This is a genomic window from Arthrobacter sp. NPDC056886 (assembly GCF_042788715.1).
GTDB lineage: Bacteria > Actinomycetota > Actinomycetes > Actinomycetales > Micrococcaceae > Arthrobacter.
In genome coordinates this window covers 152567-173007 of record NZ_JBHUBT010000004.1, presented here as the reverse complement: position 1 = coordinate 173007, position 20441 = coordinate 152567, and the positions used below count along the sequence as shown (strand labels likewise).

The window sequence follows — 20441 nt, the reverse complement described above, 5'->3', positions numbered from 1 at the left end:
GCTAGCAAGCATCGCGGGGGCCACAAGGGGTCACGGTTCCGGCACCGAGGACGGCTCCGGAGCGGCGTACGGCCCGGAACCACGAATGGGTCCGCCCCGGCCTGCGGGGCGGACTCCATGGTGTGGATCGGTCTTACGTGAGGCGGATCTGGCGGTTGACATCCTTGTAGAGCAGGTAGCGGAACGGCCCTGGCCCGCCGGCGTAGCAGGCTTGCGGGCAGAAGGCGCGCAGCCACATGAAGTCGCCGGCCTCGACTTCCACCCAGTCGTCGTTGAGGCGGTAGACGGCCTTGCCCTCCAGGACGAAGAGCCCGTGTTCCATCACATGGGTTTCGGCGAACGGGATGGACCCGCCGGGCTGGAACGTGACGATGTTGACGTGCATGTCGTGGGCGAGGTCGTCGGGGTCCACGAAGCGGGTGGTCGCCCAGGCACCGTTGGTGTCCGGCATGGGCCGCGGCTCGACGTCCTGGTCACGGGTCACGAATGACTTCGCCGTGAAGCCTTCCAGCGGCTCATAGGCCTTGCGTATCCACTGGAAACTGGCAACCTCCGAGGGACCATCGTTGGAGACCTTCCAGTCCGAGCCGGCGGCGAGGTAGGCGTAGCCGCCGGTCTCAAGGTGGTGGATTTCGCCGTCGAGCGTCAAAGTCAGTTCGCCCTTGGTGAGGAAGATGACGCCCTCGACGCCGGCCTCCGCCTCGGGCTTGTCGCTGCCGCCGCCAGGCCCCACTTCCACGATCAGTTGCGAGAACGTGGTGGCGAAGCCGGCGATGGGCCGGGCGATGATCCACGCGCGCGTTTTGGTCCAGCCGGGAAGGTTGCTCGTGACAATGTCGCGCAGCACCCCCTTCGGGATGACCGTGTAGGCCTCTTTGACCACGGCGCGGTCGGTGAGGAGCTGAGTCTGGGGCGGCAGGCCGCCTTCGGGTGAAAAGTAGTTGCTCATAGGTGCGCTCCTTTGTGAAACGGTCAGTGAATAGGGTCAGTGGTTGTGGGAGGCGGCAGGCTGTGCCAGCCGGGGGTGTGCCAGGACGGTCAGCTGGGGCAAGCCAATGCCGGTCAGCTCCCGGACTTCGTCTGCGCCGGCAGCACCGCACTGGATGCCACGCAGCACGAAGGCTGCCAAGGCGCGTGCGGTGGCGGGTTCATCCATGACGCCGCCGTCGGTGCGCTCCACGTAGTTGCGGAGCCGGGCGGCGGCGGCGGGAAGCCCCTGCCGGTAGAAGGCGTAGGTCGCGGCGAACCGGCTGGGCAGCTGGGCGGGGTGGAGGTCCCAGCCCTGGTAGTAGCCGCGTTCCAGGGATCGGCGGACCAGCCGGCCGTGGAGCCGCCAGGCCTGCTCCACGTTCTCGCCCACCGGGATGATGTTGGTGGAGCCGTCGGAGAGCCGGATGCCGGTGCCGGCCACGGCAAGCTGCATCACCTCTTTGGCGTAATCAGCCACCGGATGTTCCATGGACTGGTATTCCGCGGAAATCTGCAGGGACGCCGAGTAGTCGTAGGTGCCGTAGTGCAGGGCGCTGATCCGCCCGGGGACGGCGTGCGGCAGCTGCGCCACCGGGGAGGTGCCGTCCGGGCCCAGGATCAGCTGCGGCGTTTCCACCTGGACTTCAAACCGTAGGCGCCCGGCGGGCAGCGAGTGGAATTCCTCCAGCCGGGAAACGGCGAAGTCCATAGCCTGCACCTGGGCCACGGTGGTGACCTTGGGCAGGGTGAGGATGAGCCCGTCCGGCAGTTCGCCGGCGGCGGCCAGCTGCGAGACGAAGAGATCCAGGGTCCGCAGGCCCCGGGCACGGGTGGGTGCCTCGAAGCACTTGAACCGGATCCCGATGAACGGCGGCGCACTGCCGTCCGCCACAGCGGCGGCAACGGCGGCCGCGGCGGCGACAGCGTCGGCATCCTCGGCGTCGTCACCCCGGTCCCCGTAGCCGTCCTCGAAGTCCAGCCGTAGGTCCTCGATCGGCTCGCTGCCCAGCTTCGCGGCGACGCGGGGTGCGACGGCGCCGGCCAGTGCCGGGTCCTGGCCGAGCAGGGTGCCGAGCCGCTCCAGCCCGCCGTGGGCGTCGGCTGCAGCCAGGGCCTGGGCACCCCAGTCGGCGGCGAAGCCCGGGGTGAAGCGGTCGGCCGGGACGTAGACGGTGTGTACCGGCTGGCGGGTGCCGTCATCGCCCGGATAGTTGCGCTCCAGCAGTTCATCCGTCGCCGCCAGCTGGGCATCGATCCGGTTCAGGTCGGCGCGGGAGAGCGCCCCGGGGGGAGGTCCAGTGGGCGACCCGGAGGGATATGCGGCCATGGCTCAGCCCACCAGCTCGTAGGCCGGCGTGGTGAGGAAGTCCGTGTAGTCCTCGGACAGGCAGATGTCGCCAATGAGCTTGCTGGCGGGCAGGTAGTGCTTCGCGAAGGCGTCCTCGCCCACCTCGCCGCGGAGCCTTTCGGTTTCCTCGGTCAGGATCCCGGAGACCAGCTCGCGCGTGACGGTCCTGCCGGTGTCCGCGAGGACCACCTGGTTGCGGATCTGCTGCCAGACCTGCGAGCGGGAGATCTCCGCCGTCGCGGCGTCCTCCATCAGGTTGTGGATGGCGACCGCGCCGTTGCCCGAAATCCACACCGCTGTGTAGGCGACGGCGACGTAGAGGTTCAGGCGCATGCCTGCCTCGGTGACCGTGCCATGGGCGGAGGCGATGTCCAGGAGCTGGTCCGCGGTGACCGAGACTTCAGGGCGCTGCCTGTCCAGCTGGTTGGGCCGCTCGCCCAGCACGGCGTCGAAGACGTCCCGGCAGACCGGCACCAAGTCCGGGTGGGCCACCCAGGAACCGTCAAAGCCGTCGTTAGCCTCGCGGGTCTTGTCTGCGCGCACTTTCTCGAACGCCTGGGCGGTCACATCAGGTTCGCGGCGGTTGGGAATGACGGCCGCCATGCCGCCCATGGCGAAGGCGCCGCGGTGGTGGCAGGTCTTGACCAGCAGTTCGGTGTACGCGCGCATGAACGGCGCGGTCATGGCCACGGTGGCGCGGTCCGGCAGCACAAAGCGCGAGCCGGCGTCGCGGAAATACTTGATGATGCTGAACAGGTAGTCCCAGCGGCCCGCGTTCAGGCCTGACGCGTGGTCGCGGAGTTCGTAAAGGATCTCGTCCATTTCGAAAGCTGCGGGGATGGTCTCGATCAGGACCGTGGCGCGGATGGTGCCTTGTGGAATGCCGAGGTAGTCCTGGGCAAAGACGAAAATCTCGTTCCAGAGGCGGGCCTCGAGGTGGCTCTCCATCTTGGGCAGGTAATAGTACGGGCCATGGCCGTTCTCCAGCAGCTGCCTGGCGGTGTGGAAGAAGTGCAGGCCAAAGTCCACCAGGGCGCCCACGGTGTGTTCGCCGTCGATCAGCAGATGGCGCTCGCTCATGTGCCAGCCGCGCGGGCGGGCGACAACAACCGCAAGCGGGGCGTCGGTGCGGAGGGTGTATTCCTTCCCTTCCGGGGAGGTGTAGGCCAGGTTGCCGGCAGCGGCGTCGCGGAGGTTCAGGATCGATTCGATCACGTTGGACCAGGTGGGGGTGCTGGCGTCCTCGAGGTCGGCGAGCCAGACCCTGGCCCCGGAGTTCAGGGCGTTGATGGCCATCTTGGCCGGGGCGGCGGGGCCCGTCATTTCCACCCGGCGGTCCTGCAGGGCAGCGGGGGCGGGGGCCACCGCCCAGTCGCCCTCACGGATGTCGCGGGTTTCCGGCAGGAAATCGAGCCGGCCGGTGCCGGCCACCTCGTCGCGTTTGACCGCGCGGGCCTTGAGGAGCTCCCCGCGGGTGCCGGCGAAACGCTGGTGCAGTTGCTCGATGAAGGCCAGCGCCTCGGGAGTGAGGATCTCCTCCGCACGGTCAACGGGGCGGTGGGCTGAGATGGTGAGGGCCATTGTGGTCCTTCCTGGTTGGTGAATCAGGCGGCGAATCAGGCGTGGGTCAGCGCGGCGGCCGGGGCTGCCGCATGGGCCGCCGCGGCAACTGCGGCGGCGACGTCGGCGGCAACGTGGGGGTCGAACACGCTGGGGATGATGTAGCTGGCATTGAGCTCATCGTCCGCCACCCGGTTGGCGATCGCCTCGGCGGCGGCCACGAGCATCTCCGGGGTGATGTCCGCCGCCCCCGCGTCCAGCAGCCCGCGGAAGAACCCCGGGAAGGCCAGGACGTTGTTGATCTGGTTGGGGAAATCGCTGCGGCCGGTCGCCACCACGGCGGCATGCCGTGATGCAACCACCGGGTCGATTTCCGGCGTGGGGTTGGCCATGGCGAACACAATAGCGTCCTTGGCCATGGATGCCACGTGTTCTTCCCCGATCACGTGCGGTGCGCTGACGCCGATGAAGACGTCGGCTCCCTTGAGCGCTTCGTGCAGGGTGCCGGAGAAGCCCCGTTCATTGGTGTTCTCGGCAATCCAGGTGCGGTGCTCGTCGTCGTACTGTTCGCCGAAGTGGATCGCTCCCGAGCGGCCGGCGGCGATGATGTTTCGGGCCCCCTGCGCCTTGAGCAGTTGAATGATGGCGGAGCCGGCCGCGCCGACGCCCGAAACGACAATCCGGACCTCGGCGAGTTCCTTGTCCACTACGCGCAGGGCGTTGGTCAGGGCGGCCAGGGTGACGATTGCAGTTCCGTGCTGGTCGTCATGGAAGACCGGGATGTCGAGTTCCTCGCGGAGCCGGGTTTCGATCTCGAAGCAGCGAGGCGCGGCGATGTCCTCAAGATTGACGCCGCCGTAGACCGGGGCGAGAGCCTTGACGATCCGGATGATTTCCTCCGTGTCCTGGGTGTCCAGGCAGACCGGCCAGGCGTCGACGTTGGCGAACTGTTTGAAGAGCGCGGCCTTGCCTTCCATGACCGGCAGCGCGGCCGCCGGACCGATGTTGCCCAGGCCCAGGACGGCGGAGCCGTCGGTCACGACGGCGATGGTGTTGCGTTTGATGGTCAGGTTGCGGGCGGCCTCGGGGTTTTCCGCGATCGCCAGGCAGACTCGGGCCACACCGGGGGTGTAGGCACGGGAGAGATCATCGCGGTTTCGCAGGGCGACCTTCGGGACAACCTCCAGCTTGCCGCCAAGGTGCATCAGGAAGGTGCGGTCCGAGACGTTCCGAACGGTGACGCCGTCGAGCGCGTTCAGCGCGTCCTTGACGCGGGCGGCGTGGCGGTCGTCCGTGGTGTTGCAGGTGACGTCGACTACCAGGGTCTCGTGGTGGGACTCGGTGACGTCCAGGGCTGTGATCGCGGCGCCGGCGGCACCGACGGCGGCGGCCAGTTCGCTGGTGGCGGTGAAGCTGGACGGCGCCTCCACGCGCAGGGTGATCGAATTTCCGGGGCTGGGATTCGCCATTGAATTTCCTCCTAGTCGGCCCGCAGACGGGCTCTCACTGTGCTCATTTATTTCGTATGATGGATATTATTATCTACTTTGTGGAAATACAAGCCCTTGAGGCTTCGTCGACGACGGCCCGGCGGTACGGTATCTTGGGTCTACTAAGCACTTTTTTCACGATGTGGATAAAATTTGTCGTGAGCAACCCTCAGGAGAGCAAAGTTATGGCGGAAAAAGCCCCCGGAGGCGTGCAGTCCGTTGAACGCGTTTTCGAACTTCTGGAACTGATTACAGATGCCGGCGGCGACGTCACACTCAGTGAACTGTCGGCCTCCACCGATCTGCCGCTTCCCACCATCCACCGGCTGCTGCGCACGCTCGTCTCCCTGGGCTATATCCGGCAGCTGCCGAACCGCCGCTATGCCCTGGGCCCGCGCCTGATCCGCCTTGGCGAAGCGGCAAACAAGCAGCTGGGTGCGCTCGCCCGGCCGCAGCTCCAGTCCCTCGTGGAACGGCTCGGCGAAACCGCCAACATGGCCGTGCTGGACTCCGACATGGTGATGTACGTGGCCCAGGTCCCGTCCCTGCACTCCATGCGGATGATCACCGAAGTGGGCCGCCGCGGTTATATGCATGCCACCGGCATGGGCAAGGCGATCCTGGCCCAGCTGGACGATGAGGCGGTGCGTGGCATCGTCACCCGGAAGGGGATGCCCACGCCCACGCCCAAGAGCATCGGCGACGTCGAGTCTCTGTTCGCCGACTTGAAGCTGATCCGCAGCCGCGGCTATTCCATCGATGAGGAAGAGCAGGAGATCGGCGTCCGCTGCTTCGCCATTGCCATCCCCAACGCGCCGACCCCCGCGGCGATTTCCGTCTCCGGACCCGTTTCCCGCGTGGACGAGTCCTTCGCGGACCGGGCGGTGCCGTTGCTGCGCGAGGCAGCCCTGGCGATTTCCCAGGACCTCAACAAGAGCTGAGGCCCGCCGTCATCCTGCAGTCTGCGAGGCCAGGTTGCGGCCCCTTCTCCGTCCGGGGGAGGGGCCGCAACGCTGAGGCGGTGGTGGCTGTCGTGTTTAGTGTTCGGAGGTAGCGGCGGACTCCACCGGGACTTCCTTGCCGTCGCAGTCGATCAGTTTGCCGTTTTCGTAACGGTCGCCCTCGGCCAGGCACTGAAGGTCTTCCTCGCGGATGACCCGGCCCGTCCCGGCCACGAAGACCGACTGGTTCTCCGAGTTGCCCTTCTTCAGGTGGTTGAAGAGCAGGTTTAGCGAGATGGCCATGACAGCTGCGGAGCTGATGCCGGAGTGGAAGATCGTTCCGAACCAGCTGGGGAACTTGTCATAGAACGTGGGGGCGGCGATCGGGATCATCCCGAAGCCGATGGAGGCGGCGACGATGATCAGGTTCATGTTGTTCCGGTACTCCACCTTGGCCAGGGTGCGGATGCCACTCGCGGCCACGGTGCCGAAGAGCACAATCCCTGCGCCGCCCAGCACGGCAGTGGGAACCGCCGCGACCACGCGGCCGAGCACTGGCAGCAGGCCGAGCAGCACCAGGATGACACCGCCGGCCGCCACCACGTAGCGGCTCTTGATCTTGGTGACGGCAACCAGTCCGACGTTCTGGGCGAAGGCGCTCTGCGTGAAGGAGCCGAAGACCGGCGCCACGAGGCTGGACACCATGTCGGCCCGCAGGCCTGCGGCGATCCGCTTCGAGTCGACCCGGGTGCCCACGATCTCGCCGACGGCCAGGATGTCGGCCATGGTTTCGGTCAGGATCACCAGGACCACGATCAGCATGGAGATGATGGCAGCGGCCTCGAAAGTGGGGGCGCCGAGGTGGAACGGTGCGGGGAAGGCGACGATCGGGCCGTCCCCGACCTTCGAGAAGTCCGCCATGCCGGTCACCACGGCGATCCCGGTTCCGACCACCATGGCCAGCAGGATGGACAGGCGGGAAATGGTGGCGCTGCCGACTTTGCTGAGCAGGAGCACGAGGGCCAGGGTAATGGCCGCCAGCCCGATGTTGGCCACGCTCCCGTAGTCCGCGGCCTTCTTGTTCCCGCCCATGGCCCAGTTGGCCGCCACGGGCATCAGCGTGAGGCCGATGGTGGTGATGACGGTACCGGTGACTACCGGGGGGAAGAACCGGACAATCTTGGAGAACACCGGGGCGATCAGCAGCCCGACGGCTGCAGAGGCGATCACGGCGCCGAAGACGGCCGGGAGGCCGCCTCCGCCGGTGACGATGGCGACCATGGTCGCCACGCTGGCGAAGGAAACGCCCTGGACCAGGGGAAGCTGGGAGCCGAAGAACGGCACGCCCAGGGTCTGGAGCAGTGTTGCCAGGCCACCCATGAAGAGGGCGGCGGCGATCAGGACCCCGACGTCGGCCGGAGCCAGGCCGGCGGCCTGGCCGACGATCAGGGGGACGGCGATGATGCCGCCGTACATGGTCAGGACGTGCTGGAAGCCGTAGGCGAAGCTGCTTCCGACGGAGAGTCTTTCGTCTTCGGGGCGGGGAGTACCGCCGGGGCCGCCGGTGCGTGGCAGCCGGGCGGTCAATTTCTTGCGTGCGTTCATGGCAGACCTTCTTGGTTCATGGCGGACGTCGTCGTCCGGCTAACAATGTCTGGCTAACGGGTACTGGTGTGCCGGCCCGGCGGTCCGGGCCGGCGGGCTCGGGAGTCCTAGCAGAAGCCGGCGATCCCCTGCCAGGCGATCTCCGCGGGGCTGGCGTCCTCACGTTGGACCGTGGCCTCAATCAGGCCGTAGGGGCGGTCGGCGGCAAAGAAGACCTCGTTGGGGTTGTCCAGTCCAAAGGGCGAGAGGTCGACGAGGAAATGGTGCTTGTTGGGCATGGAGAACTTGATCTCGTCGATCTCGGTGTGCGCTTCCAGGACCTTGGCGCCCATCTCGAAGAGGGTCTGCTGCAGGGCGTGGGAGTACTTTTCGCTGAAGCCCTCCAGGAGCAGGCTCTTGACGTCGTCGTAGCTCTTGTTGAAGTCGAACGTGCTGAAGTCGGTGCCGGTCCGGAAGCGCCAGCGGGCCGAGACGTCCGTGGCGAGGATGCGGTCGGCGGTCTCCGGGAGCGTGGTGTACTTGTCCCGCGGGAAGCCGCTGAATCCGGACTGGGTCGACTTGAGCACGGTGAGGTCCTTGAGCCCGGCGATGAGGTGCTCGGTGGCGCCGTCGCGGACAAGGACCGCGGTGCGGATTTCCTGGCCGCTGCGGACGAAGGAGTGGTCGTGCCCGGCTCCGTGGGCCTGGATCCGGTCCCATTTGTAGGACTCGGCCGCCCAGCGGCCGCCGGTGACCCAGCCGAAGTTCGAGGTGAAGTGCTTGCCCAGCCGCAGCAGGAAGGCTTCAGGGGAGCCGATGCCGTCCCGGGCGAAGGCGTAGATCGTGTTCTTTTGGGTGTCCGTGGCCACCACATGGCTGTTGTCGCCTTCGAGGTGGGCTGCTGCGAAGTCCCCGCGCAGCTGCGAGGTGACGTTCAGGTCTTCGATCTCATGGCGTTCGGTGTCCCTGGTGATCTTGACGACCCGGACTTCGGCTTTTCCGTACTGGTTGTGGCCGAGGACGATCTTGTTGCTCATGGTCTGATTCCCAACTTCAGGTATGTGGCACCAAAGTCCCACATAGAAATTAAGCGCTTGTTTCCCGCGCGTTTCTTAATCCGTCGGCCCACAAAAAAGAGCCGACATCAGTTGATGCCAGCTCATTACGACCCTGCCTGCTGCTCCCAGGTTACGTGACCTGCGCCACGAATTGGGATTAAGCGTAGCCCGGCCCAGGCGTGGTGTACATCACTTTTTGAAAAATCGGATTGTGACCGCGGCGGCTCCTGGCCGGCCCCCTGCCAGAGGCCCGCGCCCGGCCGCGCCCCGGCCGCGCCCTTGACCGCCGGTTCCCGCGCCAACTATTCTTTCCACATAACAATAAATAATTTCCAAATTGTGGAACTTTGCCTGAGTGATCGTCCCGCCGCGATGAAGTGGCCACACAACCAGTGAGGGGGAGTCCATGGACTCGAAGGAGAAGGACACCGCCGTTGAATTTCCGGCGCCAGGCCAGGAGCTGTACCTGCCGTTCGGCGGCACGGACCCGGACTTCTACATTCCGGCCGAGTGTGAGCGCAGAGACCGCGGCTTTTCCCGGTGGCTCCGCGCGCTGCCGCTCTTCGGGCGGTAGGCCCTTCTTCGGGCGGTAGGCCCTTTCTTTGGGCGGTGTGCGCCTTGAGGCGGTGGCCGCCACTGCGGGAGGCGCAGCGGGTGTGAAGACCCGGAAATAGAGAATTCACATAACGAAACTGGGCTTCTGCCAAATAGGGGCGCCGGGCGGACGTCCCGGTGTTACTCTCATCTTGCCAACGGCGGGCGGCCCGGTTCCGGGTCGCTATCTACCAGGCGCAACCTTCAAGGCACATGCTGAAGACTGGTCACCGTCGCATCCGGCCCTTGCGTTCCCGTGGCGGTGTAAAGGCTTCCGCAGGTAGGGAGTGGCAGCGTGATGACAACCGATACGGCCCAGAAGTTCCTGGCGAGGTCCATCGAGTTGGCCATGGCCAACGTCCTGAACAGCGGCGGCCCGTTCGGCGCGGTGGTGGTCACCGCGGACGGGCAAGTGTTCGACGGCGTCAACCGCGTCACCGCCACCAACGATCCCACGGCACATGCCGAGGTCACGGCCATCCGACGGGCCTGCAGCGAACTTGGCACCTTCGATCTCAGCGGAGCCACTCTCTACTGCAGTTGCGAGCCGTGCCCCATGTGCCTGGCGTCCGCGCTGTGGGCGCGGGTGTCACGCGTGGTTTTCGCCGCGGACCGGCACGATGCCGCGTCCGCGGGGTTCGATGATGCCGTCTTCTACGAATACTTCGAGAACGATCAGCGCGACGCGCTCATGCCGGTGGGCAGGCTGGAACTGACAGGCCCGGATGCCCCCGGGGCAATGGATCCCTTCAACGCCTGGAACTCCCTCGAGTCCAGGACCGAGTACTAGCGCCGGGGACTGCGGCCATGTTGGATCTGCTCCCGCTCCTGGGCACCTGGCGGCCGGCCGCGTCCGGCCAGCGCTGCGCGGTGGCCACCGTGGTGGGCACGTCCGGATCGGTGCCGAGGCCCGTGGGCACGTCCATGCTGGTCTCAGAGGCCGGCGAGGTATTGGGCAGCCTGTCCGGCGGCTGCGTTGAAGGGGCCGTCGTGGAGTCGGCCATGGAGGCAATGCACGACGGCGGGACGCGCCGCGAGTTCTTCGGCTACAGCGCCGAGGACGCGTTTGCCGCCGGACTCACGTGCGGCGGCGGGCTGGAAATCCACATCGAACCCCTGGGGCCGGGGCCCGGCCGGCTCCGACTGGAGAGCCTGCACGGACTGACCGGGCGGCATCCGGCCAGCGGGGCGGCGCTGATCCGCAGGATGGACGCCGGCGGAGGCGGCGCCGTCGTGGTTCCCGACCCGGCGGCCTTCCAGGTACAGCAGTCCACCGAACTGGCCGCGCTGCTGGGCGCTGTCGGTTCCGCCGGTGCCGGGCGCATGCTGCTGGCAGCGGCAACCCAGCTGGAACCGCTGCTGAGGGGAGGCCGCACCGGGCTGGTCCGGCTCGCGCCCGCGGGGGACTGCCAGCCGGAGCCCGTGAGCCTGCTGGTGGAGAGCCGGCTGCCCTCGGCGCGCCTGCTGATCTTCGGCGCCAATGACTTTGGCGCGGCACTGCTGCCGGCCGCGAAACTCCTGGGCTTCCACGTCACGTTGTGCGATGCGCGCCCGGCGTTCGCGCAGCAGGATCGGTTCAGCGCCGCGGACGAGGTGGCCACGGCCTGGCCGCACCGATACCTGGCGGACCAGGCGCGGGCCGGCGGCACCGACGCCCGAACGGCCATTTGCGTGCTCACGCACGATCCCAAATTCGATGTCCCGCTCCTACAGGCCGCGCTCAGCCTAAACGTGGCCTATGTTGGCGCCATGGGGTCCAGGCGCAGCCACATCGGGCGGGTCGATGCCCTGCGGCAGGCCGGTGTGGCCGAGCAGGACCTGGCCCGGCTGCACTCACCCATCGGCCTGGACCTCGGCGCCGTCACGCCGGAAGAGGTTGCGGTGTCCATCGCGGCGGAGCTTGTGGCCAACCGGAGCAAGGCCGCCGGCCTGGCTCAGGGCAGCGCGTCGCTTAAAGATGCCAGCGGCCCCATCCACCACTACGCCGCGACTCATCAGAGCAGCGGTCATCACGCCAGCAATCTTCACCACAGCAGCCTTCCCGACAGCAGCTCAGGCATGCCCGAACCTCAGGAGGCCCAGTGGACATGAACACCATCGAGGCCGTGGTCCGCACCGCGGATCCGGCCGACTGGCGCGAGGGGGACGCCTGGCTCGCAGGGGGCACCGTGCTGTTCTCCGCCGGAAGCCCCGTCTCCGGACAGGAACCGCTCCGGCGTCTCCTGGACCTCGGAGCCACGGACTGGACTCCGATTGCCGTCTCGGTGGCGGGCATCGAGCTGGCGGCAACCTGCACCGTCGCGCAACTGTCTGCCTTCCCTAACTCGGACGCCGGCCGGGGACTGGCTGCGGACTGGCCCGGCGTGGAGCTCGTCCGCCCGTGCTGCGAGTCCTTTGTGGCCTCCTTCAAGGTCTGGAACATGTCCACGGTGGGCGGCAACCTGTGCACCGCCCTGCCGGCCGGGCCCATCATCTCGCTCTGCGCGGCGCTCGACGGCACCGCCACCATCTTGGGTCCCGGCGCCGCCTCCCGCACGCTCCCCGTGCTGGACTTCGTCACGGGAGACGGGACCAATGCCCTGGCCCCTGGCGAGCTCCTGCGCAGCGTGAGCCTGCCGGCGTCGGCCCTGTCCTCCCGGGTGGCCTTCCGCCGGCTGTCGCTGAGCAACCTTGGCCGGTCCGCGGTGCTGCTGATCGGAAGGCTCGACGCCGGCGGTGCCCTGGTCCTGACCGTCACCGCAGCCACCAAACGCCCCGTGCAGCTGCGCCTCAAGCCCTCCGTGGCGGCGCTCGCCGAGGCCCTCACTGACACCCTCTTCGAGGCCCTGGATGCGGCCATCCCGGACGAGCTGTACCACGACGACGTCCACGGACTGCCCGCCTGGCGCAAGGACATGACGTACCGGCTGGCCCACGAGATCCGGGCCGAACTCACCGCCCCGGCAGGCCACGGCCCGCTTCGCGTCTCCGGTGACTTCTGGCCGCCGCGGGCCAGGTCCGTGAATGCTGGGCCCCGGACGGAAGGGGCCTGAACGTGCCCATCGAGATCAACGGCGTCCCGGTAATGGCCGAACCCCGCCCCGGCCAGTGCCTCCGGACGTTCCTCCGCGAGCAGGGGAACCTGGGCGTAAAGAAGGGCTGCGACGCCGGAGACTGCGGCGCGTGTACGGTGCATGTGGACGGGATGCCGGTGCACAGCTGCATCTATCCCGCCGTCCGCGCGGAGGGCCGCGCCGTCACCACGATCGAAGGCCTGGCCGCCACGAGTGCCTCCGCTGGAGCTGACGCCCCCGACGGCGCCGCACTCCACCAGATGCAGCAGCAGTTCCTGGACCGGCAGGGCTTCCAGTGCGGATTTTGCACGGCCGGCCTGGTGATGACGGCGGCCGCCTTCGACGACGAGCAGAAGGCAGACCTGCCGCGCAACCTCAAGGGCAACCTGTGCCGGTGCACGGGATACCGCGCCATCGAGGACGCGGTCTGCGGGAAGGAAGGACACCCCAAGCCCGCCGGCCCGGGATCCGGGATCGCCGGGCAGGGCCAGCCGGAGCCGCGCCCCGGACAGTTGGGCGACGACGTTCCCGCACCCGCCAGCCTCGCCGTCGTCACGGGACAGGCCCGCTACACCCTGGATGTCCCGGCCGATGAACTGCCCGGGCTGCTGCATGTGAAACTGCTGCGCTCCCCGCATGCCCACGCCCGCATCCGCTCCATCGACGCGGCGGCAGCGCTGGCCATTCCCGGAGTCGAGGCGGTCCTCACCCACCAGGACTCCCCGGCGCAGCTGTTTTCCACCGCGCAGCACGAGCTCTACACCGACGACCCGGACGACACCCGGGTGTTCGACGACGTTGCACGCTTCGTCGGCCAGCGGGTCGCCGCCGTCGTCGCCGGGACCGTGGCGGCAGCGGAGGCCGGCGTGCGGGCCCTCAAGGTGGACTACGAACTGCTGGAGGCTGTCTTCACCCCGGAGCGCGCCATACTCCCCGGGGCCCCCGCCATCCACGGGGACAAGGACGCGGCCACGGCCCGCATCAGCGGGCCGGAACGGAACGTCGTGGCGGAACTGCATTCCGAGCTCGGCGATGTGTCGGCCGGTTTCGCCGCGGCCGACTTCATCCACGAGCACACCTACCGGACCCAACGGGTGCAGCACATGGCGCTCGAAACCCATGGGTCCATCGCCTCCTTCGGCAGCGACGGGCGGCTGCTGATCCGGACCTCCAGCCAGGTCCCGTTCCTGGTCAGGCGGACCCTGGCCCGGGTCTTCAGCCTGCCGGAAGAACAGATCCGGGTGGTGGCGGGACGGGTGGGCGGCGGTTTTGGCGGCAAACAGGAGGTGCTCACCGAGGACATCGTCGCGCTGGCCGCCCTGAAGCTCAACCGTCCCGTGCAGCTTGAATTCACCCGGACCGAACAGTTCACCGCCGCCACCACCAGGCACCCGTTCACCATCCACCTCAAGGCCGGCGCCAGCCGCGACGGCCGGCTCACCGCACTCCAGCTGGAGGTGCTCACCAACACCGGCGCCTACGGCAACCACGCGCCCGGGGTCATGTTCCACGGCTGCGGCGAGTCGCTGGGGGTGTACAAGTGCGCCAACAAGAAAGTGGACGCCCGCGCCGTGTATACCAACACCGTGCCCTCGGGCGCGTTCCGCGGCTACGGACTGAGTCAGATGATTTTCGCGATCGAATCCGGCATCGACGAGCTCGCCACGGGGATCGGCATGGACCCCCTGGAGTTCCGCCGCCGGAACATGGTCCGGGAAGGCGATGACATGCTGTCCACCCGCGACGAGCCCCAGGAGGACGTCCGCTACGGCAGCTACGGCCTGGACCAGTGCACCAAGCTGGTGGAGGATGCCCTGGCCCGCGGCCTGGAACGCTACCACGCGGCCGGCCTCGACAACCTGGGCCCGGACTGGGTGGTGGGGCAGGGGACGGCCCTGTCCATGATCGACACCGTCCCGCCACGCGGCCACTTTGCCCACTCCAGGCTCCGGCTCCTGCCGGACAGGACGTACGCCGCCGACGTCGGGACGGCAGAATTCGGCAACGGCACCACTACGGTCCACGCGCAGCTTGCCGCCACCGCACTGTCCACCGCCGCCGCCCGCGTCACAGTGCGGCAGTCCGACACAGACCTCGTGGACCACGATTCCGGTGCGTTCGGATCTGCCGGCACCGTGGTGGCGGGCAAAGCGACATTGGCAGCCGCCGAGGACCTCGCCGTCCGCATCCGCGGCTTCGCCGCCGGCATCCGCGGGCTGCAGTCCTCCGGCTGCGTGCTGGAAGACGATGCCGTGATCTGCGAGGGAATCCGGGTGCCGCTGACGGAAATCTATGACGCTGCATTGCAGGCCGGAGTCGAGCTCGCCGCCGAGGGGCATTGGGGCGGGACGCCGCGGTCCGTGGCGTTCAATGTCCAGGGCTTCCGGGTGGCCGTGAATACCGGGACCGGGGAGTTGCGGATACTGCAAAGCGTGCAGGCGGCCGATGCCGGCGTGGTGGTCAATCCGCGCCAGTGCCGCGGCCAGATCGAAGGCGGGATCGCCCAGGCCCTCGGCTCTGCGCTGTATGAGGAAGTCGCAGTGGACGACGCCGGCCGCGTGATCACCGACGTCCTGCGGCAGTATCACGTCCCCTCCTTCGCGGACGTGCCCCGCAGCGAGGTGTACTTCGCCGACACGTCCGACAAGTTGGGTCCGCTGGGCGCGAAGTCCATGAGCGAGAGCCCGTTCAATCCGGTGGCGCCGGCGCTCGCGAACGCCATCCGGAACGCCACCGGCGTCAGGTACTCCCAGCTGCCGATCTCCCGGGACAAGATCTATCGCGGACTGAAGGACGCAGGCCTCGTCCCCTTCTCCTAGGGCCAACGCACTAGAGCAACACGGGTCTCGTAAAAACGGTTTGTGACTGCCCAACTTCCGGGAACCCTTGACCGCTGCGTGATCCAGGTCATACCGTTATTTCACTACTCGATACCCATCTTCCGCATTATGGAAAGCGAGCAATGACGCTCCTGCCGGCAGTTGCCGGCGCAATCCCGCTGCGGAATGGATGGAAGACATCTTCAAGAAGCGAGATCACGATGCAGACGACCCCGTTGACCGGCGTCGACCCGGCTCCCGAGACCGCAGTTGACTTGAGCAAAGCTGCCCACCCCTCCATGGGTGTCGACGCGCTTTGCGATGCAGCCAGCGCAGCCTCCGGCCGGACGATCAGCCCCTCCCTGTACAACATCGACCTGGCCCCGACCAAGAGGGAAGGCCGCCGCTGGACCAGCTACAGCATTTTCACCCTCTGGGCCAACGACGTCCACAGCCTTGGGAACTATGCCTTCGCCATCGGACTCTTCGCCCTCGGGCTGGGCGGCTGGCAGATCCTTCTCGCCCTGGGAATCGGGGCCGTCCTGCTGTTCGCACTGCTCAGCTTCTCGGGCTTCATGGGCGTCAAGACCGGTGTCCCGTTCCCCGTCATGAGCCGGATCAGCTTCGGTATCAGGGGAGCCCAGATCGCCAGCCTCCTGCGCGGGGCTGTGGCCGTGGCATGGTTCGGTATCCAGACCTACCTGGCCTCGGTGGTGCTCCGCGTCATGCTCGTGGCCATGGTCCCCGCGCTGCGGGAGCTGGACGCCAACTCCGTCCTCGGCCTTTCCACACTGGGCTGGGCCGCGTTCCTGTTCCTCTGGATCGTCCAGCTGGTCATCGTCAGTTTCGGCATGGAAATGATCCGTAAATATGAGGCCTTCGCCGGGCCCATCATTCTGGTGACCATGGCGGCCATCGCCATCTGGATCTTCGCTGAAGCCGGCGGTTCCATCGCTTGGTCCTCGGACAGCCCCCTCGAAGGCGCCGACATGTGGCGCACCATCTTTGCCGGAGGCGCCCTGTGGGTGTCCATCTACGGAACGTTCGTCCTGAACTTCTGCGACTTCACCCGGTCCGCCATCTCTAAGAAGGCCGTCGTGCGGGGCAACTTCTGGGGTATCCCCATCAACATGCTCCTCTTCGGTGCGATCGTGGTGGTGATGGCCGGTGGCCAGTTCAAGATCAACGGCACCGTCATCGAGAGCCCGTCGGACATCGTCCAGACCATCCCGAACACACTGTTCCTGGTCCTGGCCTGCCTCGCGCTGCTGATTCTGACCATCGCAGTGAACCTGATGGCCAACTTTGTGGCCCCCGTCTACGCCCTGACCAACCTCTTCCCGAAGCACCTGAACTTCCGCAAGGCGGCCTGGGTCAGCGGCACGATCGGTCTGATCATCCTGCCGTGGAACCTCTATAACAACCCGCTCGTGATCGTGTACTTCCTGGGCGGACTCGGGGCGCTGCTCGGGTCTCTCTTCGGCGTCGTGATGGCCGACTACTGGCTGCTGCGCCGCGGCAAGGTCAATGTCCTTGAGCTCTACACCGAGAACCCGGCGGGAGCCTACTACTACAAGAAGGGCTTCAACCCCCGGGCGATCATCGCCATGGTGCCGGCCGCCTGCGTAGCGCTCCTGGTCGCCTTTGTTCCAGCCCTCGAGGCCGCCGCCCCGTTCGCGTGGTTCGTCGCAGCCGGAATCGCCGCGGGGCTCTACTACGTCATATCGGACCGCTCGCAGCGGCTCGACGACGTCGACGGCGAGGCAATCGCCGTCGCCAGCACCCACTGACCAAACCTGCCTGAAAGCGGAAAGCACCATGCGCATCCTTGTCGCCAACGTCAACACCACCCAGTCCATGACAGATTCCATCGCCGCGCAGGCACGCCAGGCTGCGCTTGCCGAGACAGAGATCGTGGGACTGACTCCCCGCTTCGGCGCGGACTCCTGCGAGGGCAACTTCGAGAGCTACCTCGCCGCGATCGCCGTCATGGACAGGGTTCTGTCCTACCCGGAGCCGTTCGACGCCGTCATTCAGGCCGGCTACGGCGAGCACGGCCGTGAGGGGCTCCAGGAGCTCCTCGACGTGCCGGTGGTGGACATCACCGAGGCGGCGGCGAGCACCGCAATGTTCCTTGGCCACAAGTACTCCGTGATCACCACCCTGGACCGCGCCGTTCCGCTGATCGAGGACCGGCTCAAGCTGGCCGGCCTGGACGCCCGGTGCGCCTCTGTCCGGGCCAGCGGAATGGCCGTCCTGGAACTGGAGGAGGATCCGCGGCGCGCGGTGGAAGCCATCATCGAACAGGCGCTGCTGGCTGTCCGCGAGGACAAGGCGGAAGTCATTGTGCTGGGCTGCGGGGGCATGGCCGGCCTGGACGAAGAGATCCGCAAGCGTGCCGGCGTCCCCGTGGTGGACGGTGTGGCGGCCGCCGTCACCATCGCCGAATCGCTGGTCCGGCTGCGGCTGAGCACATCCAAAGTCCGGACCTATGCCACCCCGCGTCCCAAGACCGTCATCGGCTGGCCGCTGGAGGTAGCCCCCGTGCCGGCCACGCCGTGATCCGAACCTTACAGCTCCCGACGGCGTCGGATCCCTCACGTGGAGACCGGTAACGGCCTATAGTCGGACGATGGAACAGCGAATCTTGGGCAAGACCGGACGAAACGTCTCCATCGTTGGCTTGGGGACCTGGCAACTGGGCGCCGACTGGGGCAACGTGGACCCCGCGCAGGCGCAGGCCATCCTGGCGGCCTCCGTGGAAGCGGGTGTCACGTTCTTCGACACCGCGGACGTGTATGGAGACGGCCGCAGCGAGCAGGCCATCGGGGCGTTCCTGGCTGACAACCCCGGCCTGGAGATCACGGTGGCCACCAAGATGGGCCGCCGGGAGGAGCAGCGCCCGGAGAACTACAACCTCACCAACTTCCGCGCATGGACGGACCGGTCGCGGCGCAACCTGGGCGTCGACCAACTGGATCTGGTCCAGCTGCACTGCCCGCCCACGGCCGTGTACAGCAACGCCGAGGTCTACGACGCGCTGGACACCCTCGTGGCCGAGGGCGCCGTCCGCAACTACGGCGTCAGCGTGGAGCGGACCGAGGAAGCCCTCGAGGCCATGCGCCACGAAGGCACCGCCACCGTGCAGATCATCCTCAACGCCTTCCGGCTCAAGCCGCTGGACGAGGTGCTGCCCGCCGCTGAGGCCGCCGGGGTGGGCATCATCGCCCGCGTCCCGCTCGCCTCCGGGCTGCTCTCCGGCAAATACACTGCGGAGACGTCCTTCGCGGCAGACGACCACCGGAACTACAACCGCACCGGCTCAGCGTTCGACGTCGGGGAGACCTTCTCCGGCGTGGACTTCGGGCAAGGCCTCAAAGCCGTGGCCGAGTTCGAAGAACTGGTGCCCGACGGCGTCAGCACCGCACACGCGGCCATCGCCTGGATCGCGGCGCAGGACGGCGTCAGCACGGTTATCCCGGGCGCCCGGAATGTGGACCAGGCGCGCGCCAACGCCGCCGCGGCAGATACCAGCGGCATTGACGCAACGTTCGACGTCGGCGTCCGCGAAATCTATGACCGCTACTTCCGCGAATCGATCCACCCCCGCTGGTAGGACTGGAGCGTGGCTGCCGTAGTGAACAGGGCCGGCGAGTGACTGCTTCTTCCATCAAGGCCTTCGTTGACCGCCTCGCGTCGGTGGAAACAGGGCCGGGGTGCAACAACTTCTTCGATCACGCCCTCCCCGAGAATGCGCAGCGCCGGCGGAACCTGGAGCTCTATCTGCGGGAGATGCTGGACCGGCGCCCGAACGTGCTGCTGGTCGGGGAAGCCCCTGGCTACAGGGGCATGAGGATCACCGGCGTTCCCTTCACCAACCGCACCATGTTCGAGGGCCCCGCCAACGCGTTCGGACTGTTCGGTCCGGGAAAGGGCTACGTGCTGCCGGCCGATGCCGCGGGAATCGCGGCAGAGCCGACGGCCACGGTGATGTGGGAGGTGCTGGCCGAGCTGGAATACCTTCCCCTTCTCTGGAGTGCCTGCCCGTGGCACACCCATGTGCCCGGACGGCCGCTGTCCAACCGCACGCCAAGGGCCTCCGAGGTTGCCCTTGGAACTCCGTTCTGGCAGGCGCTGGTTGAGGCGTTTCCCATCGAAACCGTAGTCGCCGTGGGCAATGTGGCGCACCGCAGCCTGCAGCGCAGTGGCCTGGACGTGCCGAAAATCAGACATCCCGCCCACGGCGGCAGGGCCGGGTTCAAGCTCGGGATGCAGGAGCTGTTAGCCCACTCGCGCTAAAACCAGCACCTAATCGGGACCCGGGTCCAGAAGGTGCAGCTGGTCGGGAGAGTCGAGGTCCTCGCCGCCGGAGAGGTCGCTGCAGTCAACCAGGTCAACCAGGTCCGGATGGGCCTGCAGGAAGGCGCGTGCTCCGGCGTCGCCTGTTGCTGTCTCCGCGGCTTCGGCGCGAAGTCCAGCGTCGAGGAGCAGCGGATGTCCCCGCTGCAGCTTGCCCTCCGCATCGCGGTAGGCGGCCGCCGTCACCCGGCCCGGCCGGTGGGCTGCCACCAGCCGGGCGACGGCCTCCGGGCTCAGCCCGGGCTGGTCCACCAGCGCGATCAGCACATGGTCCACCGGGGCCGCCGCGGCAACACCGGCCCGGAACGAGCCGCCCATTCCGGTGGCCCAATCCGGGTTTTCGACGACGGTGTACGGGCGGAGATCGGTGGCGGCGCGGACCCTGGCCGAGTCGGCGCCCAGGACCACCACCACGTCCCGGCAGCCGCCGTCGATGAGGACGTCAGCGAGCACTTCAACCAGCGTGCGGCCGCGAAAGGGGAGCAGCGCCTTGGGCCCGAGGCCCAGCCGTGTCCCGGCGCCGGCGGCGAGCAGCACCGCCGTCGTCGGTGTCGACGTCGTGAGCCTTTCCGATGAGTCAGCCATGGCCCCAGCCTATGCACCCATAGGGCAGTTGACGGCAGTGTTCCGGGGGAACACTGCCGTCAACTGCCCTATCGATGAGCC

The 20441-nt window shown here is 67.4% G+C and carries 17 protein-coding genes; 10 read left to right on the top strand and 7 right to left on the bottom strand.

Annotated elements, in window-relative coordinates; genetic code table 11:
• Positions 1 to 133 precede the first annotated feature (133 nt).
• From ACFRJ8_RS08945 to ACFRJ8_RS08930, 4 genes are read right to left on the bottom strand one after another with little or no spacing between them, the layout of a single operon-like run.
• The gene (locus ACFRJ8_RS08945) at positions 134 to 949 is read right to left on the bottom strand and encodes a bifunctional allantoicase/(S)-ureidoglycine aminohydrolase (protein ID WP_377985754.1); all 816 of its coding nucleotides are present in this window, start codon (positions 947 to 949) and stop codon (positions 134 to 136) included.
• A gap of 36 nt (positions 950 to 985) precedes the next feature.
• Positions 986 to 2296 carry a DUF6986 family protein gene (locus ACFRJ8_RS08940; RefSeq protein ID WP_377985753.1) on the bottom strand — a complete coding sequence of 437 codons (1311 nt, stop codon included), beginning with the start codon at positions 2294 to 2296 and terminating at the stop codon, positions 986 to 988.
• A 3-nt stretch (positions 2297 to 2299) separates the two neighbouring features.
• On the bottom strand, positions 2300 to 3898 hold the full coding sequence (gene aceB, locus ACFRJ8_RS08935) for a malate synthase A (RefSeq protein WP_377985752.1): 1599 nt from the start codon (positions 3896 to 3898) through the stop codon (positions 2300 to 2302).
• Between the two features lie 35 nt (positions 3899 to 3933).
• Positions 3934 to 5346, bottom strand: coding sequence for an NAD-dependent malic enzyme (locus ACFRJ8_RS08930; protein WP_377985751.1), 1413 nt, complete (start codon positions 5344 to 5346; stop codon positions 3934 to 3936).
• A gap of 206 nt (positions 5347 to 5552) precedes the next feature.
• Here ACFRJ8_RS08930 and ACFRJ8_RS08925 point away from each other — a divergent pair, with 206 nt between their 5' ends.
• Positions 5553 to 6308, top strand: coding sequence for an IclR family transcriptional regulator (locus ACFRJ8_RS08925; protein WP_377985932.1), 756 nt, complete (start codon positions 5553 to 5555; stop codon positions 6306 to 6308).
• Positions 6309 to 6404: 96 nt separating this feature from the next.
• On the opposite strand, the gene ACFRJ8_RS08920 is transcribed toward ACFRJ8_RS08925, so the two are convergent.
• Both ACFRJ8_RS08920 and pucL read right to left on the bottom strand, forming a co-directional pair.
• A complete protein-coding gene (locus tag ACFRJ8_RS08920; RefSeq protein WP_377985750.1) occupies positions 6405 to 7913 on the bottom strand; it encodes a nucleobase:cation symporter-2 family protein in 1509 nt (502 codons plus the stop codon).
• 107 nt (positions 7914 to 8020) lie between these two features.
• The gene (gene pucL / locus ACFRJ8_RS08915) at positions 8021 to 8929 is read right to left on the bottom strand and encodes a factor-independent urate hydroxylase (RefSeq protein ID WP_377985749.1); all 909 of its coding nucleotides are present in this window, start codon (positions 8927 to 8929) and stop codon (positions 8021 to 8023) included.
• Between the two features lie 427 nt (positions 8930 to 9356).
• Here pucL and ACFRJ8_RS08910 point away from each other — a divergent pair, with 427 nt between their 5' ends.
• From ACFRJ8_RS08910 to ACFRJ8_RS08870, 9 genes are all read left to right on the top strand, one after another.
• A complete protein-coding gene (locus tag ACFRJ8_RS08910) occupies positions 9357 to 9524 on the top strand; it encodes a hypothetical protein (protein WP_377985748.1) in 168 nt (55 codons plus the stop codon).
• A 315-nt stretch (positions 9525 to 9839) separates the two neighbouring features.
• Positions 9840 to 10334: a nucleoside deaminase gene (locus tag ACFRJ8_RS08905; protein WP_377985747.1), complete on the top strand. Its 495-nt coding sequence runs from the start codon at positions 9840 to 9842 to the stop codon at positions 10332 to 10334.
• A 17-nt stretch (positions 10335 to 10351) separates the two neighbouring features.
• Complete coding sequence (locus ACFRJ8_RS08900; protein ID WP_377985746.1) at positions 10352 to 11635, top strand: XdhC family protein; 1284 nt, start codon at positions 10352 to 10354, stop codon at positions 11633 to 11635.
• Positions 11626 to 12576 carry an FAD binding domain-containing protein gene (locus ACFRJ8_RS08895; protein ID WP_377985745.1) on the top strand — a complete coding sequence of 317 codons (951 nt, stop codon included), beginning with the start codon at positions 11626 to 11628 and terminating at the stop codon, positions 12574 to 12576. Before ACFRJ8_RS08900 ends, ACFRJ8_RS08895 begins: the two co-directional genes overlap by 10 nt.
• Before the next feature lie 2 nt (positions 12577 to 12578).
• Complete coding sequence (locus ACFRJ8_RS08890) at positions 12579 to 15416, top strand: molybdopterin-dependent oxidoreductase (RefSeq protein ID WP_377985744.1); 2838 nt, start codon at positions 12579 to 12581, stop codon at positions 15414 to 15416.
• A 221-nt stretch (positions 15417 to 15637) separates the two neighbouring features.
• Positions 15638 to 17206 (top strand): NCS1 family nucleobase:cation symporter-1, encoded by a 1569-nt coding sequence (locus ACFRJ8_RS08885; RefSeq protein ID WP_377985743.1) that lies wholly within the window; start codon positions 15638 to 15640, stop codon positions 17204 to 17206.
• Between the two features lie 28 nt (positions 17207 to 17234).
• Positions 17235 to 17978, top strand: a complete 744-nt coding sequence (locus ACFRJ8_RS08880; RefSeq protein ID WP_377985742.1) for an aspartate/glutamate racemase family protein — start codon at positions 17235 to 17237, stop codon at positions 17976 to 17978.
• Between the two features lie 70 nt (positions 17979 to 18048).
• Positions 18049 to 19032, top strand: coding sequence for an aldo/keto reductase (locus tag ACFRJ8_RS08875; protein ID WP_377985741.1), 984 nt, complete (start codon positions 18049 to 18051; stop codon positions 19030 to 19032).
• Between the two features lie 38 nt (positions 19033 to 19070).
• Positions 19071 to 19715: a uracil-DNA glycosylase gene (locus ACFRJ8_RS08870; protein ID WP_377985740.1), complete on the top strand. Its 645-nt coding sequence runs from the start codon at positions 19071 to 19073 to the stop codon at positions 19713 to 19715.
• A 9-nt stretch (positions 19716 to 19724) separates the two neighbouring features.
• Here ACFRJ8_RS08870 and nboR read toward each other — a convergent pair whose 3' ends face one another.
• Positions 19725 to 20360 carry a nicotine blue oxidoreductase gene (gene nboR / locus ACFRJ8_RS08865; RefSeq protein WP_377985739.1) on the bottom strand — a complete coding sequence of 212 codons (636 nt, stop codon included), beginning with the start codon at positions 20358 to 20360 and terminating at the stop codon, positions 19725 to 19727.
• Positions 20361 to 20441: the final 81 nt, after the last annotated feature.